Source organism: Pseudomonas sp. PARCl1 (assembly GCF_947311875.1).
Classification (GTDB): Bacteria; Pseudomonadota; Gammaproteobacteria; order Pseudomonadales; family Pseudomonadaceae; genus Aquipseudomonas; species Aquipseudomonas juntendi.
In genome coordinates this window covers 1-24,894 of the sequence record NZ_CAMZMX010000052.1, presented here as the reverse complement: position 1 = coordinate 24,894, position 24,894 = coordinate 1, and the positions used below count along the sequence as shown (strand labels likewise).

The following is a 24,894-nucleotide window of genomic DNA, read 5'->3' as shown; positions in this document are numbered from 1 at the left end:
CTCGCTCTTGAATATGAGAATATCGGAATGACCCTGAAGACCATCGAAGGTACCTTCATCGCCCCCAAAGGTCGCTATGCTTTGGTGGTTGGCCGCTTCAACAGCTTCGTTGTCGAAAGCCTGGTAAGCGGTGCCGTTGACGCCCTGGTTCGCCACGGTGTCAGCGAAAGCGACATCACCATCATCCGTGCCCCGGGTGCATTCGAAATTCCGCTGGTGGCACAGAAGGTCGCCCAGCAAGGCGCCTACGACGCGATCATCGCCCTGGGCGCCGTGATCCGTGGCGGTACCCCGCACTTCGAATACGTGGCGGGCGAATGCACCAAGGGCCTGGCCCAGGTGTCCATGGAGTTCGGTGTTCCGGTGGCCTTCGGCGTACTGACCGTCGATTCCATCGAGCAGGCCATCGAGCGTTCCGGCACCAAGGCTGGCAACAAAGGTGCTGAAGCTGCCCTGTCCGCTCTGGAAATGGTCAGCCTGCTGGCGCAGTTGGAGGCCAAGTGATTAGCGACGAAAGCGATCGTTTCAACCCGCGCGATCCAAAACCTGCGGATGCCGGCAAGCCCTCCAAGAGCGCCAAGCGTCGCGAAGCCCGCAAGCTTGCGACCCAGGCCCTCTATCAATGGCACATGGCCCAGCATTCGCTGAACGAGATCGAAGCGCAGTTCCGGGTGGATAACGATTTCACCGATGTCGACGGTGCCTACTTCCGCGAGATCCTGCATGGGGTCCCGGCAATCAAGGACGAAATCGACAAAGCGCTGGCCCCGTGCATGACCATTGCCCTGGACGAGCTCGACCCTGTGGAACTGGCCGTGCTGCGCCTGTCCACCTGGGAGCTGATCAAGCGCATCGACGTACCGTACCGTGTGGTCATCAACGAAGGCGTGGAGCTGGCCAAGGTCTTCGGTGCTACCGACGGTCACAAGTTCGTCAACGGTGTGCTCGACAAGCTTGCCCCGTCCCTGCGTGAAGCAGAAGTCAAGGCGAACAAGCGCTGATCCCGGCGCTGCCTGGCCATGGGTGAATTCGAGCTGATCAACCATTACTTCGCCGCCGCGCCCTGTGCGCAAGGCGGCGAAGGCGTGGCCCTGGGGATCGGCGACGATTGCGCCTTGCTCGACCTTCCCCCCGGTGAACAATTGGCGGTGTCGACCGACACGCTGGTGGCCGGGGTGCATTTCCCTGCCGTGTGCGACCCGCAACTGCTGGGCCAGCGGTCGCTGGCCGTGGCGGCCAGTGACCTGGCCGCCATGGGCGCCACCCCGATCGGCTTCACCCTTGCCCTGACCCTGCCAAGCGTTGGCCCGGACTGGCTTGCAGCCTACGCCAACGGCCTGAGCCGCATGGCGCACCGCTGCCGCATGAGCCTGATCGGCGGCGACACCACCCGTGGCCCATTGAGCATCACAGTGACCGTGTTCGGCCGGGTGCCGGCTGGCCAGGCGTTGCGCCGCAGCGGTGCGCGGCCAGGCGACTTGCTGTGTGTTGGCGGCACCCTGGGCAAGGCCGCCGGTGCCTTGCCGCTGGTACTGGGCGAGCGCCAGGCGCCCGCCGAGCTTGCCGAGCCGCTGCTGGCCCATTACTGGTCGCCGATGCCGCAGCTCACCCTGGGTACATGGCTGCGGGGCAGGGCCACGGCGGCGCTCGACGTCTCCGATGGCCTGCTAGCCGATTGCGGGCATATCGCCAAGGCGTCCGGGGTGGCACTTGAGGTGAACCTGGCCCAGGTGCCAGTGTCTCCTGCCTTGCAGGCATTCCTCGGCCACGAGGCGGCACTGCAGGCAGCACTCACCGGTGGCGATGATTACGTACTGGCCTTCACCTTGCCGCCTGCAGCACTGCCGCCCCTGGCCGAGCTTGGCTTCATCGAGGTACACACCATTGGTCGTGTGCTGCAAGGTCGCGGTGTGACCCTGCGCGACGCACAGGGCCAGGACATCACCCCCGCCCAGCGGGGCTATCAACACTTTAGGGAGACACCGTGACCGATCACCCCAACCAGGTGCCTGCGGAGTTCGTTCCGCCTTCGGTCTGGCGCAACCCATGGCACTTCATCGCGTTCGGCTTTGGTTCCGGCACCTTGCCCAAGGCACCGGGTACCTGGGGCTCGCTGGTGGCCATACCGTTCATCCCCCTGTGGCAGATGCTGCCCGACTGGGGCTACTGGCTGTTGCTGGGCATCAGCATGCTGTTCGGCATCTGGCTGTGCGGCAAGGTCGCCAATGACTTGCGTGTGCACGATCATGAAGGCATTGTCTGGGATGAAATCGTTGGCATGTGGATCACCCTCTGGCTGGTGCCGGAAGGCTGGCAGTGGCTGCTGGCAGGGTTCCTGATGTTCCGTTTCTTCGACATCCTCAAGCCGTGGCCCATCCGCTGGATCGACCGCCATGTGCACGGGGGCGTCGGCATCATGCTCGACGATATCCTGGCCGGTGTGTTCGCCTGGCTGGGCATGCAGGTTCTGGTATGGGCGGTTGCCTGAAACAGGGAGCGCGTGAATGGCCATGAGGGTTGTGCTGCTGGCGATGCTGCTGAGTGTCGCCCCGTGGGCGGTGGCTGCCGAAGGCCTGCCAAAGCAGATCCAGCTGGTCAGCGAGGAGTGGATCGACTACACCAATGCTGACGGTACCGGCGTTGCCTGGGACGTTCTGCGCAAGGTGTTCGAGCCGGCCGGGGTCAAGGTGGTGACCCAAAGCGCACCCTACAGCCGCGCGGTCGGGCTGGTGAAACGTGGCGAGGCGGATGCCTGGGTCGGCTCCTACAAGGAAGAGAACGACGACAACCTGTACCCGCGCTGGCACTTCGATATGGATCATATCTATGCGCTGGGGCTGGCCAGCAAGCCTGTGCCCACGTCGCAGAATGTGGGCAAGTACCGCTTGGCCTGGGTACGTGGCTACGACTACGGCAGCTACTTGCCCGATGTGCATGAGTTCCGTGAAATCCAGCGCCGCGAAGGCATTCTGCCGATGCTGGAGCATGACCGTGTGGACTTCTACATCGATTCCCAGACTGAAGTCGATTACGTACTGAACCAGTCATCGCAGCCCGAACGCTTTCGCCGCACCCACGTGGCCGAGCTGCCGCTATACCTGGCCTTTGCCCGCAACGACCAGGCCAAGGCCCTGCGCGACCTGTTCGACAAGCGCATGGCCGAGCTGGTACGCAGTGGCGAGCTGAAGCCGATTTTCGAGCACTGGCGGCAACCGTATCCGTTCACTGCGGATAGCAAACCGCACTGAAGCCGGGCCTGCCTGGCCTAAGTATCGAACTTTTCGATCTTACCCCGCGGTATTCAGCCAGCCCATAGTGTGCAACCTGCTGATACAATCGGCTCACGAGATATGTCCCACTTTTTCCAGGAGCACAACGTGCCCGTCGTCTTTGTTGCCGCCTCTAAACTCCCGACGCCCTTCGCGACCTTCACCATGCATGGCTTTCTTGATGAAGCCACCGGCCGGGAGCATGTGGTGCTCAGCCTGGGTGACATCGCGGATGGTCAGCCGGTGCTGGGGCGCCTGCATTCCGAATGCCTGACCGGCGATGCCCTGTTCAGCCAGCGCTGCGACTGCGGCTCGCAGCTGGAGGCCGCACTGCAGGCAATCGCCCGCGAGGGCCGCGGCGTATTGCTGTACCTGCGCCAGGAAGGCCGTGGCATTGGCCTGCTGAACAAGATTCGTGCCTACGAGCTGCAGGACGGCGGGGCGGACACCGTGGAAGCCAACGAGCGCCTGGGTTTTGCCGCCGACCAGCGTGACTACGCCATGTGCCTGCCCATGCTCGAACACCTGGGCGTGAAGGCGCTGCGGCTGATGACCAACAACCCACGCAAGGTCAAAGCCCTGACCGACATGAGCATCGTGGTTGCCGAGCGAGTACCGCTGCATACCGGGCATAACCCGCACAACCGCTACTACCTGGCAACCAAGGCCGGCAAGCTTGGCCACATGCTGGGCAACGAACACCAGGGCGAGGTGCCCCAGGCGTGACCCGCGCCCAGGTCAAGCGGCGGCTGGCGCTGGCCTGGTGGCAGTACCTGGCGGTGGGCCTGCTGCCGCTGCCGGTCATGAGCTGGGCTTTTGGCGGCGGTGAGGCGCTGGTGCCGATTCTGGCCATGCCGTTGTTCATTGCCGGCGCGGCCACCATGTTCCTCAGCCTGCCACGTTTCGGTGCCTACAAGCATGCACTCATCGCCACCTCGAAAGCCCTGGGTACTGCTGAAGAGCCTGCCGCGTGGATCGAGCTGGCACGGGTACGGCGCCTGGCCATGTTGTACGCCTGCTTCCCGGCCTGGGTCGCAGCGCTGTCTGTAGGGGTCGGTCTTGAAGCGGTACCGCAGATCCTGTTGGCGATATCCACCGTGGTGGTGTTGTCCCTCTACCGCATTCCACGACAGCTCGGCTGATGCGCCTACTGCCTGGCCTGCTGGCACTGTTCGCCTGTGCCGCGCTGGCTGGCGAACCCTTGCGAGTGGTCAGCCTGGCGCCTTCGATGACGGAAATCATGCTCGAACTGCAGGCCGATGACCTGCTGGTGGGTGTGCTTGATGGGGGCGAACGACCAAATGCGTTGCGCGATTTACCCTCGGTAGGCCGCCAAGGCCAGCTGAACATGGAGCGCCTGCTGAGCCTGCGCCCCGACCTGTTGCTGCTGTGGCCAGGCAGCGTGCCGCCGGCGCAACGCGAGCAGCTCAAACGCCTGGGTATCACGACCTTCAGCGCCGAACCCCATGACCTGGACCAGCTCATCGAGCAGATCGCCGCGATTGGCGAGCGCGTCGGCCGTGCCGAGCAAGGGCAGCAGTATGCCCGGGCCCTGCGCGAGCGGTTGCGGCAACTGCGCCAGCAGTACCGACGTGACGAGCCCTTGCAGGTGTTCTACCAGGTGTGGGATCGGCCTTTGTACACCCTTGGTGGCCGCCAGGTGGTGAGCGACGCATTGGCCGTATGCGGGGCGCGCAATGTGTTTGCCGACCTCAGCCAACCGGCGCCGCAGGTGAGTGTGGAGTCGGTGTTGCTACGCAACCCCCAGGTCATCCTGGCCAGTGACCAGGCGCAGTTGACCGGCTGGCTGGCCTGGCCGCAGTTGCGCGCCGTTGCCCACGCCGGTTTGCTGGTGGTACCCGACAAGGGCCTGGAGCGCCCGAGCGGGCAAATGATTGAAGCCACCGCCCGCTTGTGTGCGTTGCTGGCCGCTAAAGCCCCGGCGTCCACGTCACGCTGAACAGCACCGTGCGGCCTTCTTCGCGGTACGGGTAGTAGGCCCCTTCGTAGCTGTCCAGGGCGCGGCTATAGCGGCGGTCCAGCACGTTATCCAGTTTGGCTTCCAGTTTCACTTCGTCGCTGGCAGCCCAACTGCCACGCAGGCCCAGCAAGCTGTGGCCACCGATGCGGTTACGGTTGGCCTCATCGTCATAGCTGCTGCTGACGGCCTGCCAACTGGCGCCCGCGCTGAAACGCCCGAAGTCCCGGTCCAGGTCCAGGCTCAACGTGCGCCGGGAGCGGCGGGCCAGGGTGTGGCCAGTGTCGCGGTCACGTGGGTCGATCAGTGCCATGCCCAACTGGGCGTGCCAACTCGCCCACTGCTGGGACAGGGCCATTTCCAGGCCGTTGATGCGTGCCGAGGCGACGTTGCGCGGGATCGAGTCCTGGCCAAATACGATGGCGTCGCGCAGGTCGGTCCGGTACAGCGAGGTCTCCAGGCGGGTGGTGGTCGCCAGCTGGCTGCGCCACTGCAGCTCATAGCTTTTCGAGTGCTCTGGGTCCAGGTTCGGGTTGCTGTATTGCGGGTAATACAGGTCGTTGAACGTCGGTGCGCGGAAGCCTTCGCTGTAGGACAGCAGCACATCGTTATCCGCGTTCAGCGGCACGGTCAGGCTGCCACTCCAGGTGGTCTGGCCGCCAAACTGCTGGTTGCGGTCGTGGCGCACGCCCAGCTCGGTGGAAAACTGCTCGCCCTGGTAGCGGTGCTGGGCAAATACCGCCCGGTTCCAGCGGCTGTCTTCGGTGAAGTCGGTACTGGCATGGACACGGTCTTCATACCAGTCCCCACCGATCAGCAATGTGTTTTGTTCGCCCAGGGCGAGGTCGTTCTGCCAGGTCAGCTGATCGCGGTAGGTGTTGAATATGAAGCGCTCGGCGCTCAGCTTGTCACGCTTGTCGTCGCGGTTCTCGCTGTGGGCCAGTTCCAGGCGCGAGCGCCAGGCATCGTTGAGCTGCGCAGCGAAATAGCTGCCCAGGCTGCTGACGCTGAAGTCCGTGTAGGGCTTCTGGCCGAAGCTCTCGAAGGTTACCGGGTCGAACCCCCCGAACGGGTTGTCGTATTCACTGCGGCCACGGCTGTCGAGCAGGTTGACCCCGGCCTCGAAGCGCTCGCTGAAGGTGTGGCTCAGGCTCAGGTTGAAGGACTGGTTACGGTAGGCATCATGGTCGCCGTCACTGGCGAAGGATGGGCCAGTCGAGTCGATGCCGGCTGTTTCATCCAGGCTGGCACCGAGGTTGAAGCGGGTCGCGTCGTTGCCGCCGGAAAGCCCCAGGCTACGCTGGACGGTCTGGTGGCTGCCTGCCGCGATGCGCAGCCGCGGCTGCAGGCCGGGCGTGTTGCTGCGGCGGGTGAAGATCTGGATCACCCCGCCGATGGCATCGCTGCCGTACACCGCCGAGCGCGAGCCACGCAGCACTTCCACCCGTTCGATCTGGTCAACGTCGAGGAACTGCAGGCCGCTGTCGCCCGAAGTGGCGTTGGCAATACGTACGCCATCCACCAGCACCAGGCTTTGCGCCGCCTTGGTACCGCGTATGAAGATGCCCGGGAGGCTGCCACGGCCGCCAGTGGGGGCCACTTGCACGCCGGGTACGCGGCTTAGCAGGTCGGTGACGCTGGTGGGTTGCAGGCGGTCGATGTCGGCGCGGGTGAAGACCGTGTTGGCGGCGCTGGTGGCGGTGCGCGACTCGACCTGGCGGCTGGCGCTGATCAGCACGTCGGGGAGCTTCAGCGCGTCATCGCGTTCGGCGGCGATTAACAATGTGGGGGCGCAGAGTAGCGCGGCACAGGCAGATTTCTTCATAAGCAGTACCATTTTGCGAGGGCTGCGCCCTCGATCGCGACACAAGGCCGCTCCTACCGGTATTGCACAAACCGGTAGAGCGGCGCGGTCTCTGTAGGAGCGGCCTTGTGTCGCGAAAGGGCCCCAAGGCGGCCCCGGGGATTACAAGCCGAGCTTGGCCATGCGGGCTTTCACCGAAGCCTCAATCCCGGCCGCATCCAGCCCGCACTCGGCCAGCATCTGCGCCGGCTTGGCATGTTCGACGTAGATATCAGGCAGGCCCAGGTGCAGCAGCGGCTTGACCACGGCCTGGCTGGCCAGGAACTCGCCTACCGCAGCGCCAGCGCCACCCATGATGGCGTTCTCTTCGACGGTGACCAGCAGCTCATGGCTGCCAGCCAGTTCCAGCACCAGGGCTTCGTCCAGAGGTTTGACGAAGCGCATGTCGACCACGGTGGCATTGATCTGCTCGGCAACCTGCATGGCCTCTGCCAACTGCACGCCGAACACCAGCAGGGCGACTGTCTGGCCTTGGCGGCGGACCACGCCCTTGCCGATTTGCAGCGGCTCTAGGTCGCCGCTGATCGGCGCGTTCGGGCCGGTGCCGCGGGGGTAGCGCACGGCAGCCGGGCCGTTGTACAGGTGGCCGGTGCTGAGCATCTTGCGCAGCTCGTTCTCGTCGCTGGGGGTCATCACCAGCATGCCCGGGATGCAGCGCAGGTAAGACAGGTCGTAGCTACCCGCATGGGTCGGCCCGTCTTCGCCCACCAGCCCGGCGCGGTCGATGGCGAACAGCACATCGAGGTTCTGCACCGCCACATCGTGGATGAGCTGGTCGTAGGCGCGCTGCAGGAAGGTGGAGTAGATCGCCACCACGGGCTTGCTGCCCTCGCAGGCCATGCCGGCTGCCAGGGTGACGGCGTGCTGCTCGGCGATCGCCACATCGAAGTAGCGTTGCGGGTAGCGCTCGCTGAAATCGACCAGGTCGGAGCCTTCTTTCATCGCCGGGGTGATGCCCACCAGGCGGTTGTCGGCAGCGGCCATGTCGCACAGCCACTGGCCGAACACCGCGGAGTATTTCGGCCCGCTGGGCTTCTTCGGCGCGACAGGCTTGTCGGCGGGCTCCAGCTTGGTGATGGCGTGATAGCCGATAGGGTCGAGTTCGGCGGGGGCGAAGCCCTTGCCCTTCTTGGTCACCACGTGCAGGAACTGCGGGCCCTTCAGGTCACGCATGTTGCGCAAGGTGGCGATCATGGTCGGCAGGTCATGGCCGTCGATCGGGCCGATGTAGTTCCAGCCCAGCTCTTCGAACAGTGTGCCCGGCACCAGCATGCCCTTGGCGTACTCTTCGGTGCGCCGGGCGATTTCCCAGGCACCGGGCAGGCGCGACAGCACTTTCTTGCTGCCTTCGCGCATGCTGGCGTAGGTGCGGCTGGACAGGATCTTGGCCAGGTAGTTGGACAGGCCGCCGACATTGCGCGAAATCGACATGTCGTTGTCGTTGAGGATCACCAGCATGTCGGCATTGACTTCCTGGGCGTGGTTCAACGCCTCGAAGGCCATGCCGGCGGTAAGGGCGCCATCACCGATCACGGCGATCGACTTGCGCGCGCTGTTCTGCAGGCGGGCGGCAATGGCCATGCCCAGCGCTGCGCTGATCGAGGTACTGGAGTGGCCCACGCCAAAGGTGTCGTACTCGCTTTCGCTGCGGCGCGGGAAGGCGGCGATACCGTCCTTCTGGCGCAGGCTGAGCATGCGGTTACGGCGCCCGGTCAGAATCTTGTGCGGGTAGGCCTGGTGGCCCACGTCCCACACCAGCCGGTCGTCCGGGGTATCGAACACGTAGTGCAGGGCGATGGTCAGTTCGATCACGCCCAGGCCGGCACCAAAATGCCCACCGGTCTGCCCCACGGTATACAGCAGCTCCTGGCGCAACTCGTCGGCCAGGGTCTCCAGGTCGGCTTCGGCCAACCGGCGCAGGCCGGCAGGCGTGTCAGCGCGGTCGAGCAACGGCGTGACCGGGCGTTCGCGGGGAATCTCTTGAAACGTCGTGGGCATCAGGCGAGTCGTTATAGGTGTGTGAAGACGCGGCAGTTTACCCCATTGTGGGAAAAGTGCCCATTCGACCACTGCTTGTGACACCCCAATGGCGCGGGTATCCGTGCTTAGTTGCGGCGCTCGACGATATAGCGCGCCAGTGCCCGCAGCGGCTCGGCTTTTTCGCCGAACCCTTCCAGTGCGACCAGCGCCTGGTCGCGCAGTTCGATCGCATAGGCCTTGGCCGCGTCCAGGCCCAGCAGGGCCGGGTAGGTCGGTTTGTCACGGGCGATGTCTGCCCCTTGGCGTTTACCCAGGGTGGCGGTGTCGCCTTCCACGTCGAGGATGTCGTCCTGAACCTGGAATGCCAGGCCAATGGCCTGTGCATAAGTTTGCAGGGCGTCCAGTTGCTGCTGGCCGGCACGGGCGCTGGCCAGTGCACCCAGGCGCACGCTGGCTTCGATCAGGGCGCCGGTCTTGTGCCTGTGCATGAATGCCAGTGCCCGCTGGTCGAGCTTCAGCCCGACCGAGCCAAGGTCGATGGCCTGCCCGCCCACCATGCCGGCTGGGCCGGCGGCCGTGGCCAGGGCCTGGACCATGGCAAGGCGAACGCTGTCGGCCTGCGGGCTGAGGTGCGGATCGAGCAGGGCGCTGAACGCCAGGCTCTGCAACCCGTCACCGGCCAGGATGGCGCAGGCTTCGTCGAAGGCCTTGTGCGTGGTGGGCTGGCCCCGGCGCAGGTCGTCGTCATCCATGGCAGGCAAGTCGTCATGCACCAGCGAGTAGGCATGGATCAGCTCCACCGCACAGGCCGCGCCGTTGGCCTGTTCGGCCGGGGCACCCAGGGCTTCGCACGCGGCGTAGGCCAGCAGTGGCCGCACGCGTTTGCCGCCGTTCATCACGCTGTAGCGCATGGCGGCATAGAGGCGTTCGAGTTCTTTGGTCGGGGCGACGAACAGCGGTTCGAGGGCTGCATCCACCCGCCTCTGGCAACTGGCCTGGTAGCTGCCGATCATGCTTCGGGCTCCGCGTCGAAGGGCTGGGCAGCCAGCTCGCCGTCACGCTCCAGCAGAATTTGCACCTTCTGCTCGGCCTGGGCCAGGGCGCCTTGGCATTCTCGGGTCAGCGCGATGCCTTGCTCGAAAGCGGCCAGCGACTCTTCCAGCGACAACTCGCCGTTCTCCAGGCGCTCGACCAGTGTTTGCAGGTCTGCGAGGGATTGCTCGAAATCAAGGGAGGATTTTTTGCGGGCCATGGCGACTGTCTCGGAGGCATTCAGAACGGCGCGACACTAGCAGAGCGGGGCGGGGGGAGCAAACTTCCGGGGCCGTGAGGTTGGTTTCACAGGCCCTTTCGCGGGCACGCCCGCTCCCACAGGTCCATCACAGCCTTCAAGCGCTGCGCCATACCTGTGGGAGCGGGCGTGCCCGCGAATTGCCCCAACGTGGCTTATCAGGCCGGCTCGGCTTCCAGCGCCACCATCGCCTCCCGGTACCGCGCCAGCTCTTCGATGGTCAGCACCGGCAAATTGTACTGCCGCGCGTACACTGCCACCTGTTCGCCACGGGCCATGGTCCCGTCCGGGTTCATCAGTTCGCACAGCACCGCCGCCGGGCGCAGGCCGGCAAGGCGGGCCAGGTCCACCGAGCCTTCGGTATGCCCACGGCGGGCCAGCACGCCGCCATTGCGCGCACGCAGCGGGAATACATGCCCCGGGCTGACGATATGACGCTGTTCGGCGCTGGAACGCAGTGCCGCAGCAATGGTGGTGAGGCGGTCCTGGGCAGAAACCCCAGTGGTGATCCCTTCGGCCGCCTCGATGGTGACGGTGAAGCCGGTGCCATGTCGGGCCTGGTTGTTCTGCACCATGGGCGCCAGCTGCAACGCATCGACGGTGGCTTCGTCCAGGCACAGGCAGACGATACCGCTGCAATCGCGAATCATCATGGCCATGGTTTGCAGCGTAATGTTTTCGGCGGCGGCAATGATGTCCGCCTCGTCTTCGCGGTCGTCATCGTCCAGCAACAGGACAGGGCGCCCAGCCTTGAAGGCGGCGATGGCGGCGGAAACATTGGGGTAGTGCGCGTGGTGCTGGGTGGACATGAAACGCTCCTCGTGAATGATCGATGAACGTCTCGGGGCGAACAAAATGCGTGCGCAGGGGCGCCCGGATGGCCCCCGCCTGACGCCTTCTTTCATCCGGACTATGACCGTCGGCTCTGGAGTTGCACCAGATCTGCTGACCCCCGGCATGGCCGGGGCGCTCGCGGGCTCATCTTTCGATTTACCGCCGGTGGGGACTTTCACCCCGCCCTGAAGACCGCCACAGCATACCGCACGTGGCCACCCCGCTGGCAAGCCGCGGTTCTACGACCTTTGGCGGTAGCGTGGGGCGGGCGTTGTGGAAGGTGCTGACAGGCTTACCGCGACATCCCTTCAATCACCTGCTTCAGCGAAGCCGGCAACATAGGCCCATGCCCCAACCCGGCAAACCGCTCGAAACGAACCTGCAAGCCTGGCACCCTGGCCAGGCTTGCCACCAGCTCACGCGCCGGCCGCTCGACATCGCCTTGCACCTGCGTGCGCGGGTTCGCCGGCTCTTCACTGCCACGCATCAGCAACAGCCGCGGCCGGCTGCTTCCCAGGCGCTGCTCGAGCCCCTGCGCCTCACCCGCGATCGCGCCGTCGTGCCACCATAGCGAAGGGCTGGCAGCCGCATAGTCGCTGAATGACCAAGGCCGGGTGAAAAGCGCATGCAAAACGGCCAGCCCGCCATAGGAATGCCCCCACAATGTCTGCCGTTGCAGGTCGATCGGTGCTACATCTGCCACCATCGCCCGCATGCGCCCGGTCAGCAGGTCCAGGAAAACGTCGGCACCGCCACTGGGCGCTCCGGTCAGTGGGTCAAGCTGCTCAGCCTGGCCAGGCACCGCCGGGGTGTAATCCCGGGTGCGCCCGGCACGGTCGATACGCTGCTCGGTCTGGTACCCCACCGCCACCAGCAATGGCGCCTGCCCTGCGGCAAGCCGGCCCAGCTGCTGGCCATCCAGTGCGCCCAGCGCGGCATTGCCATCGAGCATCCACAGCACCGGGTAGCCCGCCGCTGGCGCCGGCTGGTTCGGTTTGCCGACCCACAGCCGGTAATGCCGCTGGCCGTCGGCCGAGTCCAGGTCGAGCTGAGTGAAGCGGTAGGCCAGGTCATGGCGCTGCAGCAGTGAGGTGTCCATCTTCTGCTCATGGTCGGGCTGCGCAAGGGCAACATGAGCAGCAAGCGGCTGTGCCAGGCACAGTGCCATCGTCACGGCCAGGGTCAACTTGCTCATCAGGCATCTCTTCAGGGCTTTGCAGGCGCGCAAAGCGGGAACAGCAAGATGATAATCAGTCCTGATTGAGGGTAAAGCGCATTAACTTTCTAAACAGTCCCGGGCCGCCGGCAAGGTCATGTGCAGGCACAGGCCAGGGTGGCCATTGCTGGCCCACAAGCGGCCACCCTGCAGTTCGATGGCGCGGCGGGCGATGGCCAGGCCCAGGCCAAAGCCAGCGCCACTTTCGGTCAGCCGCTGGTAAGGCTGGAAGATGCGCTCCAGGTCGGCGTGCGTGACCCCCGGCCCCTGGTCACTCAGGCGCAGGTGCCAGTAATCCCCCTCGCGCCAGCCATCCAGGCTGACCCGGCCTTCGGCGGGCGAGTGGCGAACGGCATTGCGGATCAGGTTTTCCAGGGCCTGGGCCAGGCTGTCGAGGTTGGCCTGCACCCGGCACGCGGTGCCCAACGAACAAGGCAGGCGGCTTGGCGCCCAGCCACTTTCGAAACAGACGTCCTGGCACAAGGCTTCCCAGACGGCCACCATCAGCACCGGCTCGGTCGGCAGGCTGGGCTGTTCGGTGTCCAGCCAGGCCAGGTCCAGGGTGTCCTCCAGCAGCTTTTGCATGTCGGCGACTTCGCGGTCCAGGCGCTCGCGCAACTGCGGCGGCGGCAAGTCGCTGTCATGGGCGATGCGCAGCCGCGCCAACGGCGTACGCAGCTCGTGGGACAGCGTACGCAGCAGCAGGCGCTGTTGCTCCAGGCTCTGGCGCAGGCGTACCGCCATGTGCTCGAAGGCTTGGGCCAGCTCACCCAGCTCATCGCGGCGCTCCTGCAACGGCAGCGCGGGGCTGTCGAGGTCGTCGGCGCGCAAGGCGTCGGCCCGGTCCCGCAGGCGGTTCAGGGGAACTACCAGATGGCGGTACAGGGCCAGGCCCAGCAACAGGGCAAGCAGGGTGGGGGCGACCCCATGGGTGATCAGGTGGGTCCAGGGTGTAAGGCCAGTGGGTAGCAGGCGTTCGGGTAATTGCATCACCAGCCGGCCGTTTTCGGGGTGTTGCGGGAACGCGATGCTGACGTACGGCAGTTCGTCCTGCAGGCGCCGGCTCATGGGCCAGTTCAGCTTGCGCATGAAGGTAAGGTGGCTGGCCTCCTCGGCGCTCAGTGGCGTGGTGCCCAGGCTTTGCAGGTGGGGGCCGATCAAGGCTGCCCAGGTGCCTTCGGTACGTTGCAGCTGCCTGCGCCAGGCTTCGGCGCCCGTGGCGCCGCCTTGGTTCCAGGCGTGTTCGGCCTGTTGCGCGTAGCGCGCCAGATATTGCTGGTCAGCCGGCGACAGGAAGTAGGTACTGCGTTCCACCGACAGCCCCCAGGTCCAGATTAGCCAGGTCAGCAGCAGACAGAAACCGACCTGCAACAGGGCCAGTTTCCACAGCAGGGGGTGCCGCCGCATCAGGGCTGGTCCGTGTCTATCAGGATGTACCCTTGGCCCCTGACCGCCTGGATCTGCAAGTGCTGGGCGCTGATGTCGGCCAGCTTGCGGCGCAAGTTGCACACATGCACATCCAGGCCACGGTCCAGGCGCGTGTAGGCGCGGTGCAGCACGGTCTGGTAGAGGAAAGGTTTGCTCAAGGCCTCGCCGGGGTGAGCCCGCAGCGTGGCCAGTAGGCGGAATTCGGATGCGGTCAGCCCGGCAGGCCTGCCTTGGTGAAGGGCGTCCTGGCGTTCATGGTCCAGCATCACTGCCCCTCCATCGGCCCGCAACGCCGGCCCGCGGTCGAGCGCCACGCGCCGTAGCAGGGCATCGACCCGGGCGTCGAGTTCGGCCAGGCTGAACGGCTTGGGCAGGTAATCGTCCGCGCCCCGGGTGAAGCCACTGATGCGATCCTGTTCGGCCCCCAGCGCCGACATCAGCATCACTGGCACCGCTTGCTGGTGGCGCAGTTCGTCCAGCAGGCTGAGGCCGTCGATGCCCGGCAGCATGATGTCCAGCAAAACCAGGTCGAAGCGTGATTGCCGTATGGCATTCAGGGCCTGGCTGCCATTGGCGCAGGCCAGCACCTGAAACCCACGGTTGAGGAAATGGCGTTCCAGGTCCTGGCGCAGGCGTGGGTCGTCTTCGGCAAGGAGCAGTGAGGTGGGCACGTTGAGCCTTGAATGAGAATTTCTATCAGTTAGCCATCATCCCATTGACCGTGGGGCGAGGGCAACGCCGCAATGTGTTAAGAAGGTTAATCATGCTGCACCCCGGTTTTCGCTCCGGTATCTTCCGCAAAAAGCAATTTCTGTCGTTTGCGAATTATTATCAATTGGGCGAGGGTGTGTCATGAGCGGTTTGAACAGTGTGGGGGGCCCGCGACGGGTGCGGGGCTGGCTGGTAGTAGGGCTGCTGGCGCCCTTTTCGGTGTCGGCACTGGCTGAAACGGTAGCGACGCAGGCGGCCGGTGGTGGCAACTCGCTCGACCTGCCGGCACTGACCATCGAGGGCAACCGCCTGTACGACATGCTGCCTTCGGAGCAAACCGGCGGCTACAGTGTCGATGCTGCAACCGTGGGCACCAAGACCCCGGCGGCGCTCAAGGACATCCCGCAGTCGATCACCGTGTACACCCAGGATTACGTCAAGGATCGCCAGTTCGTGCACCTGGATGACCTGGCCAAGTACACCGCCGGCCTGCGGACCCTGACCAACGACAGTGGCCGCTCATCCATCTATGCCCGTGGCTACGAGTACAGCGAGTTCAATATCGACGGGCTACCGGCGCCCATGGCCAGCATCTTCGGTACTGTGCCGTCGTTGGCAGCGTTCGACCGGGTCGAAATCATGCGCGGCCCGGCGGGGCTGTTCAGCAGCACCAGCGAGCTGGGCGGCATCGTGAACATGGTGCGCAAGCGCCCCACCGCCGAGTTCCAGGGCCACGTCGAAGGCAGCTATGGCACATGGGACACCAACCACGAAGAACTCGACCTGAGCGGGCCGCTGGACGATGCGGGTCGTGTGCGTGGGCGCTTCATCGCTTCGCGTGATGACACCAATGGCGAGGTCGACTACAACGCCAACACCAGCAATAGCTACTATGGTGCCCTGGACATCGACCTGAGCGACGCTACTGCCGTTTCGTTCGGCCTGATGCACGAAGTGAAGAACATCACCCCGCATAATGGCTACCCGGCCACCTTGTCGGGTGAGGTGCCCGACTTCAGCCATTCACGCTTCCTCGGGGCCGACTGGAACTACTTCGACGGCAAGACCACCGACCTGGTCGCCGAACTGACCCACCGCTTCGACAACGGCGGTTACGGCCGTATTGCCGCCCGTGGCTCCCACCGCGACACCCAGTACCTGTACGCCTTCACCGCCACCAACGCCACTACCGGTGGCAATTCCGAGCGTGCCAGCGCCCGCGATTTCACGCAGGACACCTACTCGCTGGACGCCAGCTACAGCCAGCCGTTCGAGACCTTCGGCCAGGTCAGCGAGTTCGTGGTCGGCAGCGACTACAAGAACTACGACACCGAGTACCTCAATGGCACGACCAACCTGGGCGCCATCAACGTCAACACCTACTCGCCAAAGCAGTTTGCCAAGCCGTCGCCCAACTACAGCACCGAAACCGGTATGCAGGAAGAGGAATATGGCCTGTACTCCAAGGTTACCTTCCGCCCCGTCGAGCGCCTGGCGTTGATCGCCGGTGGGCGTTTCAGCTGGTACCGCGGTGACTTCTACACCACCACCCTCGGCAGTGGCGCCAGCACCAACGACAGCAAGCGCGTCGACGGCCACTTCACCTCCTACGGCGGCGTGGTCTACGACCTCACCGACACCCACGCGCTGTACGCCAGTTATTCGCAGGTGTTCAAGCCGCAGTCAGCCACCGACAGCAGCGGCCGGGTGTTGAAGCCCCGGGAAGGCGAGCAATATGAATTCGGCTTGAAAAGCAGCTACTTTGGGGGCGACCTGAACACGCGGTTGTCGGTATTCCGCCTGACCGACAAGCACCGTGCTACCACCCTGTACGACGCCGATGGCGTGGCGACCACCGACTCGGTAGCCGCCGGTAAAACCCGGGTCAAGGGCGCGGAAGTGGAAGTAAGCGGCAAGCTGACGCCGAACTGGGAACTGCTGGCCGGCTACACCTGGATGGAAACCGAAACCGTCAAGGGCGATGCCGAGACCACGTTCTTCATCATGCCGCGCAACCAGGCCTCATTGTGGAGCAAGTACACCATCAGCCGAGGCCCGTTGAGCGGCCTGGCAATCGGGGGCGGTATTTCGGCGATGAGCAACTTTTACGCCGAGAACGGTGGCGTGCGCATCGATGCGCCAGGGTATGCCACGGTGGATGCGATGCTGTCGTACCCGGTCACTTCGCAGCTGACCGCCACATTCAACGTCAACAACCTGTTCGACCGCGATTACTTGTCGCGCGTGGGCTCGACGTCGACCTTCAACTTCTATGGGCCGTCGCGCAGCATGATGGTGGGCGCGCGCTATGACTTCTGAGGGTTGCTCTGGCTGAAAGCGCTCTGCCCGGGCGGGCGGGCGAGTATGCGGGGGCATTAAAAAGCCGGCTTGTGGCCGGCTTCTCGGGGACGCTTCCGACTAATTTATGGTAAGCCGCAATCGCCTTAACTGTGTGGCCACAAGGGCCTGGAAGAGATGGCAGACACCCGTGTGAGATGTCGCCGAGCCCTCTGGACTGCGGCTTGCGCCGGTCGGGGCTGAATGTGCGGCGTAGCATACAAGGGCACGCTCTGGATGCCCAGCAAAAAATGGCACAGGGTGTTTCAACCGGGCCGCTGCTGGCGAAAATACGACCAGTGGAACACCCATCCAAGCACTTCCAGGCCCTGCGCCTGGCGCTGCGCCGGGGTATAGCGCTCAACCGCATAGTTGCGCCGGTCATGGCTGTGCAGGTACAGCGTGCCATGTTGGCCGAGGCTGAGGGTATTCACCCGCAGCGCGCCGTTGTGCAGCAAGGCGTAGGTTTCGCCCTGGAACACCTGGGTCATGCTCACGTCGATCACCAGCACCGCCTCCTGCGGGATCAGCGGCAGCATGTTGCTGTCGGGCATCGTCACGCTGATTGCATCGTCGGCCCGAACCCCCAACCCCTGCAGCGCTTTTGCCGGCAGGCGCAGGTGTTTGCTGGCGACTGGGCTGAGCAGGCCGTCATGCAGTTCGTAGTACGGCACCTTGACCAGCCGGCCATGGTCCACCAGCAGCGGGGACGGCGCAGGCGTGTGCAACTTTCGCGGCCGGGCGTTGCGCAGGATCGGGCTGGGGTTCTTGGGCCCTTCGCCCGTGTGCAGCCAGCGGCGATGCACACAGAACAGGTCTGCCATTTCGTCCAGCCGTGCCAGGGGCACGCCGCGCTTGACCCAATTATTGACGTGCTGCGGTGTGACGCCGCGTTGGGCAGCGAAATCGGAAGGGGTAAGGCCGCATTCGTGAAGCAGGGCCCTGAGGCGGTCACCGGAGGTCTTCATGCCAGCGAGTGTAGCGGCGCGGTGCCAGCAAGGATATCAACTTGATGTTGACGGGGCTTGTATGAAAAGTGGCTGGTTGTAGGGCACAGCTGTAGGGCTGTGTAGGAGTATTCGCCGAGTACAGCGATTGGCCATAAAAAAACCCCGCCATGGCGGGGTTCTTCCTGCAACCGGTATCAGCCCTTGTAGGCAGCGACCGATTTGGTGATCGCGGCACGGGCAGCGTCAGCGCCTTCCCAGCCTTCGATCTTGACCCACTTGCCCTTCTCGAGGTCTTTGTAGTTGGCAAAGAAGTGCTCGATCTGCTGAATCAGCAGGGCTGGCAGGTCGGTGTATTCCTTCACGTCGACGTACAGCTGCGACAGCTTGTCGTGAGGAACCGCGATGACCTTGGCGTCGCCGCCGCCGTCGTCGGTCATGTTCAGTACGCCAACCGGGCGGGCGCGGATAACCGAGCCTGGGGCGACCGGGTACGGGGTAACGACCAGCACGTCGAGCGGATCACCGTCGTCCGCCAGGGTGTTCGGGATGAAGCCGTAGTTGGCTGGGTAGAACATCGGGGTAGCCATGAAGCGGTCGACGAACAGCGTGTCGCTGTCCTTGTCGATCTCGTATTTGATCGGCGCGTGGTTGGCCGGGATCTCGATGGCGACGTAGATGTCGTTCGGCAGGTCTTTGCCCGCCGGAATCTTGCTGTAGCTCATTGGGCAGTGCCCCCGTGTTTGACCAAAAAAGTGGCGACGATTATAGGCACATTCTGCCGGGGCATGCCACGCCTGGCCTGATGTGCGGCCGCGTCAGGCGTGGCTTTCGCGGTAGTCGGGGTGCTCGGCCTGAAGCCGGCGCAGGCGCGCCAGCGGGTCTTGCCGGTAGAACAGCGCCAACTGCTGATAGACCAATGGATAGGCCTGATGGAGCAGGTCGGGGGCACTAAAGAAGTATTCGCTGGTGACGGCAAAAAACTCGGCGGGGTTCTCTGCCGCATAGGGGTCGATGGCGGTTTCGGCGTCGGGGTTGGCATCGAGCTGGCGGTTGAGGTCGTCGTAGGCCTGTTGCATGGCGGTGGCCCACTCGGCCACGGGCATGCCGCTGTGCAGCGGCGGCAGGCCGTTGGCATCGCCATTGAGCATGTCGAGCTTGTGCGCCAGTTCGTGGATGACCAGGTTGTAGGCCTCCCAGCCGCCACTGGCCAGTACGCCGTTCCAGGCCAGGATGATCGGGCCCTGCTGCCAGGCCTCGCCACTGTGCTCGCCGTCCCACACGTGCTCCACGCCACTGGCATCGCGGTGGCGCTGCGGGCTCTTGAAGTCGTCGGGGTAGAGCACGATTTCGTGAAAGCCCTGGTACCAGTTCAGTTCGCCCAGGTGCAGCAGTGGCAGTTGCGCCTGGGCGGCCAGCAGCAGCCGCTGCTGGTCGCCCAGTTCAACGCCCGGCAGGCACGTGAGGTGCTTGTCGAGCAGGAACAGGATGCAGGCTTCGCGCAGCCAGTGGTCTTCTTCGTCGGTGATGCCGTCCAGCATCGGCAGGCATTCGCGTACGGCCTGCCATTGCTGTGGCGTGATCGGGTAGCGTGCCAAGGCCCGCTTGCGCCGCCAGGCGCGGAACGACCACATGCTGGCCGGTCAGTGCGCCTTGGCTGCGCGGCCCAGGCGGGTACGCAGCAGGCCGAGGATCATCGGGACCAACGACAGGATGATGATGCCCACTACCATCAGCGACAGGTGTTGCTTGATGAACGGCACGTTACCGAAGAAGTAGCCCAAGGTGACCAGGCCACCTACCCACAGCAACGAGCCGGCCACGCTGAAGCCCAGGAAGCGCGGGTAATGCATGTGGGCAATACCGGCCACGAACGGGGCGAAGGTGCGCAGAATGGGCAGGAAGCGCGCCATGGTCACGGTCTTGCCGCCGTGGCGCTCGTAGAAGTCGTGGGTCCGCTGCAGGTAATCGCGACGGAAGATCTTCGAATTGGGGTTGTTGAACAAACGCTCGCCTGCCGTGCGCCCGATCACGTAGTTGGTGCTGTCACCCATGATTGCAGCAGCCATCAGCAGGCCGGCCAGCAAGACCGGGTCCATGCCGCCCCCTGCGGCTACGGCGCCGGCGATGAACAGCAACGAATCGCCCGGCAGGAAGGGCATCACCACCAGCCCGGTTTCACAGAAGATCACGGTAAACAGGATGGCGTAGATCCAGGGGCCGTAATTGGTGACCAGCAAATCGAGGTAGGCATCGAGATGCAGGATAAGGTCGAGCGGGTTGAAATCCATGTACAGCACCTGTGTTCTTGGGCGTAGGCTCGGTTTACCGGCGGATCGGTAAATTTTCACACATGACAGGCGGGCCATTATACGGCTAAGTGACGATCATGCCCGGGGAGTTTGTAGCGGGGGGTTACTGCACGCGGTAGTGCCGTATCCGCCCCTGGGTGGGCTTGCCCGCGCAGGGGCGGACGCAGGTCAATCCGGGTTGATGGGCAGAATGTAGCTCTTGAACTCGGTATCTTCACGAAAACCGATGGACTCGTAGGTCTTGTGCGCCGTGTCATTGTTGCTGCTTGTGGACACCCGCATGCGCACGGCGTTGGTGTCCTTGGCCATTTTCTTCGCTTCGCGCATCAGGTGGTCGGCTACCAGCATGCGCCGGGAGTCTTCGGCCACGTAGATATCGTTGAGGATCCATACCCGCTTCAGCGACAGCGACGAATAGCTCGGGTAAAGCTGGCAGAAGCCCAGCAGCTTGTTGTCGTCATCATCCGGGAGCGCCAGGTAGATCACCGATTCGTCCCGCTGCAGGCGTTTTTCCAGGAAGCTGCGCGAGCTGTCGGGATAGGGCAGTTGCCCATAGAATTCACGGTATTTGACGAACATAGGCGTCAACAGGTCGAGGTGTTCCAGTGTTGCCTTGATGATGCGCATGTGCGGCCCTCAGAGTCCATTAGGGAAAACAGCGGATTGCCAGCAGCTTCGAGGGCATGCTGCCCCAAGCCCGGCCCGCGGCGCAATCCGCTTTGCATGACAGGGTGTTCAGCCCTCGCCAAGCAGGAAGTTGCCTCGCTGCGCGGGGCCATGTTCGCTGTCGATGCTATGGACCTCGGCTTCGTCCTTCAGATTCACCCCCGACAGCTGGCGCCGGCAGGCTTCACGCATCAGGTACAGCAGGCGGTGTGCGGCCATGCCATAACTCAAGCCCTCCAGGCGTACGTTGGAAATGCAGTTGCGGTAGGCATCGGTCAGGCCGACTTTTGGCGCATAGGTGAAATACAGCCCCAGGCTGTCGGGCGAACTGAGCCCGGGCCGCTCGCCGATCAGCATTACTGTCATGCGAGCGCCCAGCAGTTCACCCACCTCATCGGCCACTGCCACGCGGCCCTGCTGCACCAGCACCACCGGTGCGCTGGTCCAGCCGTCGGCGGCGGCCTGTTCCTCGAACCGGCTCAGCAACGGCAAGGTATGCCGGTGCACGGCAAGCGCCGATAGGCCATCGGCAACCACGATGGCCAGGTCGACCCCGCCTGGGTTGGCCTGGGCGTGCTGGCGCAGGGTGGCGACCGATGCTTCGTTCAGGCGCCGGCCCAGGTCGGGCCGTTGCAGATATTCGTGGCGGTCGCTGGCGGCGCTGTGCAGCACCAGGCTTTCGCGGCCGCGTTCAGCCAGCTGGGTAGCCAGGCCAGCGTGGTCGAACGCCAGGTGCACGGCATCACGGGCCTGGGCATGGGCGAACTGGAAGTCCAGTTGCGCCCCGGTCGGCAGGCTGGTACCGCTGCGGCCCAGGGCGATACGCGCCGGGGTCAGCGTGCGCAGGGCCAGCCAAGGGTTTTCAGGGGTAGGGGTGTGATGGTCCATGGTGATCCCTATGCAAGCTGTGCCAAGGCCTGGCGGAAGGCCGGCGGCAGGTTGTCACCGAAGCGCACCCGGCCATCGGCCTGGGTGAAGATGCCGGTGTGGGCCAGCCATGCCTCGAATTCCGGCCCGGGCTTCAGGCCCAGGGTCTGGCGCGCGTAGAGCGCGTCGTGGAACGAGGTGGTCTGGTAGTTGAGCATGATGTCGTCGGAGCCGGGGATACCCATGATGAAATTGATCCCGGCCACACCCAGCAGGGTCAGCAGGGTGTCCATGTCGTCCTGGTCGGCCTCGGCGTGGTTGGTGTAGCAGATGTCGCAGCCCATCGGCACGCCCAGCAGCTTGCCGCAGAAGTGGTCTTCGAGGCCGGCGCGGATGATCTGCTTGCCGTTGTACAGGTACTCCGGGCCAATGAAACCGACCACGGTGTTGACCAGGAACGGCTTGAAGTGGCGGGCCACGGCATAGGCGCGGGTTTCGCAGGTTTGCTGGTCGACCCCGTGGTGGGCATTGGCCGACAGCGCACTGCCCTGGCCGGTTTCGAAGTACATCAGGTTCTGCCCCAGGGTGCCGCGCTTGAGCGAAAGGCCGGCTTCGTAACCCTCCTGCAGCACGTTCAGGTTGATGCCGAAGCCGGCATTGGCCGCTTCGGTACCGGCGATGGACTGGAACACCAGGTCCAGCGGCACGCCGCGGTTGATCGCTTCGATGGAGGTGGTGACGTGGGTCAGCACGCAGGACTGGGTGGGTATGTCGTAGCGCTGGATGATGGCATCGAGCATTTCCAGCAGGGCGCAGATCGAGGCAATGCTGTCGGTTGCCGGGTTGATGCCGATCATGGCATCGCCGTTGCCGTACAACAGGCCGTCGAGAATGCTGGCGGCAATGCCGGCCGGCTCGTCCGTCGGGTGGTTGGGCTGCAGGCGGGTCGACAGGCGCCCGCGCAGGCCCATGGTGCCGCGAAAACGGGTGACCACACGGATTTTTTGCGCCACCAGCACCAGGTCCTGCACGCGCATGATCTTCGATACCGCCGCCGCCATTTCCGGGGTCAGCCCTGGCGCCAGGGCGCGCAGGCTGTCCTCGTTGGCCTCTTCACTCAGCAACCAGTCACGCAGGCCGCCGACGGTGAGGTGGCTGACCGGCGCAAATGCCTGGGCATCATGGCTGTCGATGATCAGCCGGGTGACCTCGTCGGCTTCGTAGGGGATCAGGGCTTCGTTGAGAAAATGCGTCAGCGGGATATTGGCCAAGGCCATCTGCGCGGCTACGCGCTCGCCGTCGTTGCTTGCCGCAACGCCTGCCAGGTAGTCCCCGGAGCGCGCCGGGCTGGCCTTGGCCATGACATCCTTGAGGCTGTCGAAGCGGTAGACCAGGTGGCCGACCGTGTGTACGAAACTTGCCATACAGAATCTCCAGAGCCGCGGGTTGCCCCGCGGCGGGTGGCGCCGGTCAGTGCAGAGCCTCTTCGGCCTGCTGGATCGCGGCGAATTCCTCTTCCGGGGTGCCCGCTACCAGGTGGTGGCGGCTGTAGAAAGCAAAGTAGGCAATTAATACCGCATAGATCACTGCGGCGCCAATCACCACGCGCGGGTCCACCAGGAAACCGGCGACCACGGCGATGCACGCCAGCACCAGGGCCAGGCCGGAGGTGAAGATGCCGCCAGGGGTACGGTACGGGCGCTCCATCTTCGGCCGGCGGATGCGCAGGGTGATATGCGCGGCCATCATCAGCACGTACGACAGCGTAGCGCCGAATACCGCGACCAGGATCAGCAGGTCGCCCTGGCCAGTCAGCGACAGCGCAAAACCGATGATGCCAGGAATGACCAGGGCCATGACCGGCGCCTTGCTCTTGTTGGTTTCCGACAGCTTGCGCGGCAGGTAGCCGGCGCGGGACAGGGCGAAAATCTGCCGCGAATAGGCATAGATGATCGAGAAGAAGCTGGCGATCAGGCCGGCCAGGCCGACTAGGTTGACGAAGCTGCCCATCCAGGTAGCGCCGCCGTAGGCTTTGGCCAATGCTTCGACCAGGGGGTTGCCGGAAGCTTTCAGCGCCTCGGAACCCGCGCCGCCAGGGCCGACCACCAGGATCAGCAGGGCAAAGGCCAGCAGCACCAGCATGGCGCCGATCAGGCCGCGTGGCAGGTCACGCTTGGGGTTCTTGGTTTCTTCGGCGGCCAGAGGCACGCCTTCGACGGCGAGGAAGAACCAGATGGCATACGGGATCGCCGCCCATACCCCGACATAGCCGAACGGCAGGAAGCTGCTGGCGCCGACAGCGTCCGTTTTGGCGATGTCGAACAGGTTGGCTGCATCAAAATGGGGCACCATGGCCACCAGGAACACCGCCAGGGCAATGGCGGCGATGGCCGTGATGATGAACATCAACTTCAGTGCTTCGCCCACCCCGAAGATGTGGATGCCGATGAACACCACGTAGAACGCCAGGTAGATCATCCAGCCGCCAATGCCGAACAACGACTGGCAGTAGGCGCCGATGAAGGTCGCGATGGCGGCGGGGGCGATCGCGTATTCGATGAGGATCGCCGTGCCGGTAAGGAAACCGCCCCAGGGGCCGAAGGCGCTGCGGGCAAAGCCGTAGCCACCGCCAGCGGTCGGGATCATCGAGGAAAGCTCGGCCAGCGAGAAGCACATGCACAAGTACATGGTGGCCATCAGCAGGGTCGCGAGGAACATGCCGCCCCAGCCACCTTGGGCCAGGCCGAAGTTCCAGCCGGCGTAGTCGCCGGAAATGACATAGGCCACCCCCAGGCCGACCAGCAGCACCCAGCCGGCCGCGCCTTTTTTCAGTTCACGTTGCTGGAAATAGTCCGAACCGACCTTCTCGAAGTCGACGGAAGAGCCTGCCGGCGAGCCGGCGGATTGATCGCTTGGCATAGTTTCACCTGTTGTTTTTCTTGGTGCGCGGAAGGGATCCGCGCCGATGGTGATGGGTACTGCAGGAAGCGAGCCAGGGAGCTGCAAGACTGAAGCTGCAAGCTGCAAGAGAAAAGCGAGTCGGCGGGCGATTCGCTTTATTCTTGCGGCTTGAAGCTTGAAGCTTGAAGCTAGTTGCTTAGAAGAAGCCCAGCGGATTGATGTCGTAGCTCACCAGCAGGTTCTTGGTCTGCTGGTAGTGGTCGAGCATCATCTTGTGGGTTTCACGCCCAACC

26 protein-coding genes and 1 riboswitch are annotated in these 24,894 nt (G+C 64.3%); of the genes, 9 read left to right on the top strand and 17 right to left on the bottom strand.

All coding sequences use genetic code 11. The features are described from left to right. Positions 1–27 precede the first annotated feature (27 nt). From ribE to QME24_RS21580, 8 genes are all read left to right on the top strand, one after another. A complete protein-coding gene (ribE, locus tag QME24_RS21615; protein WP_003255395.1) occupies positions 28–504 on the top strand; it encodes a 6,7-dimethyl-8-ribityllumazine synthase in 477 nt (158 codons plus the stop codon). Beyond that, positions 501–1,001: a transcription antitermination factor NusB gene (gene nusB, locus QME24_RS21610; protein WP_054904995.1), complete on the top strand. Its 501-nt coding sequence runs from the start codon at positions 501–503 to the stop codon at positions 999–1,001. The genes ribE and nusB overlap by 4 nt, the downstream gene beginning before the upstream one ends. Before the next feature lie 18 nt (positions 1,002–1,019). Then, positions 1,020–1,988 (top strand): thiamine-phosphate kinase, encoded by a 969-nt coding sequence (thiL, locus tag QME24_RS21605; RefSeq protein ID WP_009685715.1) that lies wholly within the window; start codon positions 1,020–1,022, stop codon positions 1,986–1,988. Beyond that, positions 1,985–2,488, top strand: a complete 504-nt coding sequence (locus tag QME24_RS21600) for a phosphatidylglycerophosphatase A (RefSeq protein WP_009685716.1) — start codon at positions 1,985–1,987, stop codon at positions 2,486–2,488. The genes thiL and QME24_RS21600 overlap by 4 nt, the downstream gene beginning before the upstream one ends. Before the next feature lie 16 nt (positions 2,489–2,504). Next, the gene (locus QME24_RS21595) at positions 2,505–3,248 is read left to right on the top strand and encodes a transporter substrate-binding domain-containing protein (RefSeq protein WP_054904996.1); all 744 of its coding nucleotides are present in this window, start codon (positions 2,505–2,507) and stop codon (positions 3,246–3,248) included. 129 nt (positions 3,249–3,377) lie between these two features. Next, the gene (gene ribA / locus QME24_RS21590) at positions 3,378–3,995 is read left to right on the top strand and encodes a GTP cyclohydrolase II (protein WP_029886268.1); all 618 of its coding nucleotides are present in this window, start codon (positions 3,378–3,380) and stop codon (positions 3,993–3,995) included. Continuing rightward, complete coding sequence (locus QME24_RS21585; protein WP_054904997.1) at positions 3,992–4,411, top strand: hypothetical protein; 420 nt, start codon at positions 3,992–3,994, stop codon at positions 4,409–4,411. The genes ribA and QME24_RS21585 overlap by 4 nt, the downstream gene beginning before the upstream one ends. Beyond that, positions 4,411–5,229: a cobalamin-binding protein gene (locus QME24_RS21580; RefSeq protein ID WP_054904998.1), complete on the top strand. Its 819-nt coding sequence runs from the start codon at positions 4,411–4,413 to the stop codon at positions 5,227–5,229. Before QME24_RS21585 ends, QME24_RS21580 begins: the two co-directional genes overlap by 1 nt. On the opposite strand, the gene QME24_RS21575 is transcribed toward QME24_RS21580, so the two are convergent. From QME24_RS21575 to QME24_RS21540, 8 genes are all read right to left on the bottom strand, one after another. Next, positions 5,201–7,072, bottom strand: a complete 1,872-nt coding sequence (locus QME24_RS21575) for a TonB-dependent receptor (protein WP_280091662.1) — start codon at positions 7,070–7,072, stop codon at positions 5,201–5,203. The genes QME24_RS21580 and QME24_RS21575 overlap by 29 nt on opposite strands. Positions 7,073–7,213: 141 nt before the next feature. Next, positions 7,214–9,109, bottom strand: coding sequence for a 1-deoxy-D-xylulose-5-phosphate synthase (dxs, locus tag QME24_RS21570; RefSeq protein WP_054906293.1), 1,896 nt, complete (start codon positions 9,107–9,109; stop codon positions 7,214–7,216). Positions 9,110–9,216: 107 nt separating this feature from the next. Beyond that, the gene (ispA, locus tag QME24_RS21565; protein WP_009685725.1) at positions 9,217–10,104 is read right to left on the bottom strand and encodes a (2E,6E)-farnesyl diphosphate synthase; all 888 of its coding nucleotides are present in this window, start codon (positions 10,102–10,104) and stop codon (positions 9,217–9,219) included. Beyond that, positions 10,101–10,343 (bottom strand): exodeoxyribonuclease VII small subunit, encoded by a 243-nt coding sequence (locus QME24_RS21560; RefSeq protein WP_009685726.1) that lies wholly within the window; start codon positions 10,341–10,343, stop codon positions 10,101–10,103. Before QME24_RS21560 ends, ispA begins: the two co-directional genes overlap by 4 nt. Before the next feature lie 197 nt (positions 10,344–10,540). Continuing rightward, positions 10,541–11,191 (bottom strand): 3,4-dihydroxy-2-butanone-4-phosphate synthase, encoded by a 651-nt coding sequence (ribB, locus tag QME24_RS21555; protein ID WP_054904362.1) that lies wholly within the window; start codon positions 11,189–11,191, stop codon positions 10,541–10,543. Positions 11,192–11,271: 80 nt separating this feature from the next. Continuing rightward, positions 11,272–11,413: riboswitch (FMN riboswitch) on the bottom strand. A gap of 95 nt (positions 11,414–11,508) precedes the next feature. Next, positions 11,509–12,411 carry an alpha/beta hydrolase gene (locus QME24_RS21550; RefSeq protein WP_144187479.1) on the bottom strand — a complete coding sequence of 301 codons (903 nt, stop codon included), beginning with the start codon at positions 12,409–12,411 and terminating at the stop codon, positions 11,509–11,511. An 81-nt stretch (positions 12,412–12,492) separates the two neighbouring features. Next, positions 12,493–13,839, bottom strand: a complete 1,347-nt coding sequence (locus QME24_RS21545; RefSeq protein WP_280091663.1) for a sensor histidine kinase — start codon at positions 13,837–13,839, stop codon at positions 12,493–12,495. After that, positions 13,839–14,531, bottom strand: coding sequence for a response regulator transcription factor (locus QME24_RS21540; RefSeq protein ID WP_029886276.1), 693 nt, complete (start codon positions 14,529–14,531; stop codon positions 13,839–13,841). Before QME24_RS21540 ends, QME24_RS21545 begins: the two co-directional genes overlap by 1 nt. A 181-nt stretch (positions 14,532–14,712) precedes the next feature. On the opposite strand from QME24_RS21540, the gene QME24_RS21535 reads away from it, so the two are divergent. Next, complete coding sequence (locus QME24_RS21535) at positions 14,713–16,890, top strand: TonB-dependent siderophore receptor (RefSeq protein ID WP_280091664.1); 2,178 nt, start codon at positions 14,713–14,715, stop codon at positions 16,888–16,890. A gap of 284 nt (positions 16,891–17,174) precedes the next feature. On the opposite strand, the gene QME24_RS21530 is transcribed toward QME24_RS21535, so the two are convergent. From QME24_RS21530 to QME24_RS21490, 9 genes are all read right to left on the bottom strand, one after another. Next, positions 17,175–17,876 (bottom strand): XRE family transcriptional regulator, encoded by a 702-nt coding sequence (locus QME24_RS21530; RefSeq protein ID WP_054904358.1) that lies wholly within the window; start codon positions 17,874–17,876, stop codon positions 17,175–17,177. Positions 17,877–18,052: 176 nt separating this feature from the next. Further along, positions 18,053–18,580 (bottom strand): inorganic diphosphatase, encoded by a 528-nt coding sequence (ppa, locus tag QME24_RS21525; RefSeq protein WP_003255365.1) that lies wholly within the window; start codon positions 18,578–18,580, stop codon positions 18,053–18,055. A 93-nt stretch (positions 18,581–18,673) separates the two neighbouring features. Then, positions 18,674–19,489 carry a zinc-dependent peptidase gene (locus QME24_RS21520; protein ID WP_029886279.1) on the bottom strand — a complete coding sequence of 272 codons (816 nt, stop codon included), beginning with the start codon at positions 19,487–19,489 and terminating at the stop codon, positions 18,674–18,676. 9 nt (positions 19,490–19,498) lie between these two features. Then, positions 19,499–20,146 (bottom strand): DedA family protein, encoded by a 648-nt coding sequence (locus QME24_RS21515; RefSeq protein ID WP_009685738.1) that lies wholly within the window; start codon positions 20,144–20,146, stop codon positions 19,499–19,501. 189 nt (positions 20,147–20,335) lie between these two features. Then, positions 20,336–20,794: a GNAT family N-acetyltransferase gene (locus QME24_RS21510; RefSeq protein WP_192441574.1), complete on the bottom strand. Its 459-nt coding sequence runs from the start codon at positions 20,792–20,794 to the stop codon at positions 20,336–20,338. Positions 20,795–20,902: 108 nt separating this feature from the next. Next, positions 20,903–21,721, bottom strand: a complete 819-nt coding sequence (gene eutC, locus QME24_RS21505) for an ethanolamine ammonia-lyase subunit EutC (RefSeq protein ID WP_054904357.1) — start codon at positions 21,719–21,721, stop codon at positions 20,903–20,905. Positions 21,722–21,729: 8 nt separating this feature from the next. Continuing rightward, positions 21,730–23,124, bottom strand: coding sequence for an ethanolamine ammonia-lyase subunit EutB (locus QME24_RS21500; protein WP_009685741.1), 1,395 nt, complete (start codon positions 23,122–23,124; stop codon positions 21,730–21,732). A gap of 46 nt (positions 23,125–23,170) precedes the next feature. Beyond that, positions 23,171–24,619 carry an ethanolamine permease gene (eat, locus tag QME24_RS21495; protein WP_009685742.1) on the bottom strand — a complete coding sequence of 483 codons (1,449 nt, stop codon included), beginning with the start codon at positions 24,617–24,619 and terminating at the stop codon, positions 23,171–23,173. A 178-nt stretch (positions 24,620–24,797) separates the two neighbouring features. Then, on the bottom strand, positions 24,798–24,894 hold a 97-nt coding region (locus QME24_RS21490; RefSeq protein ID WP_231492973.1), incomplete at its 5' end, for a hypothetical protein.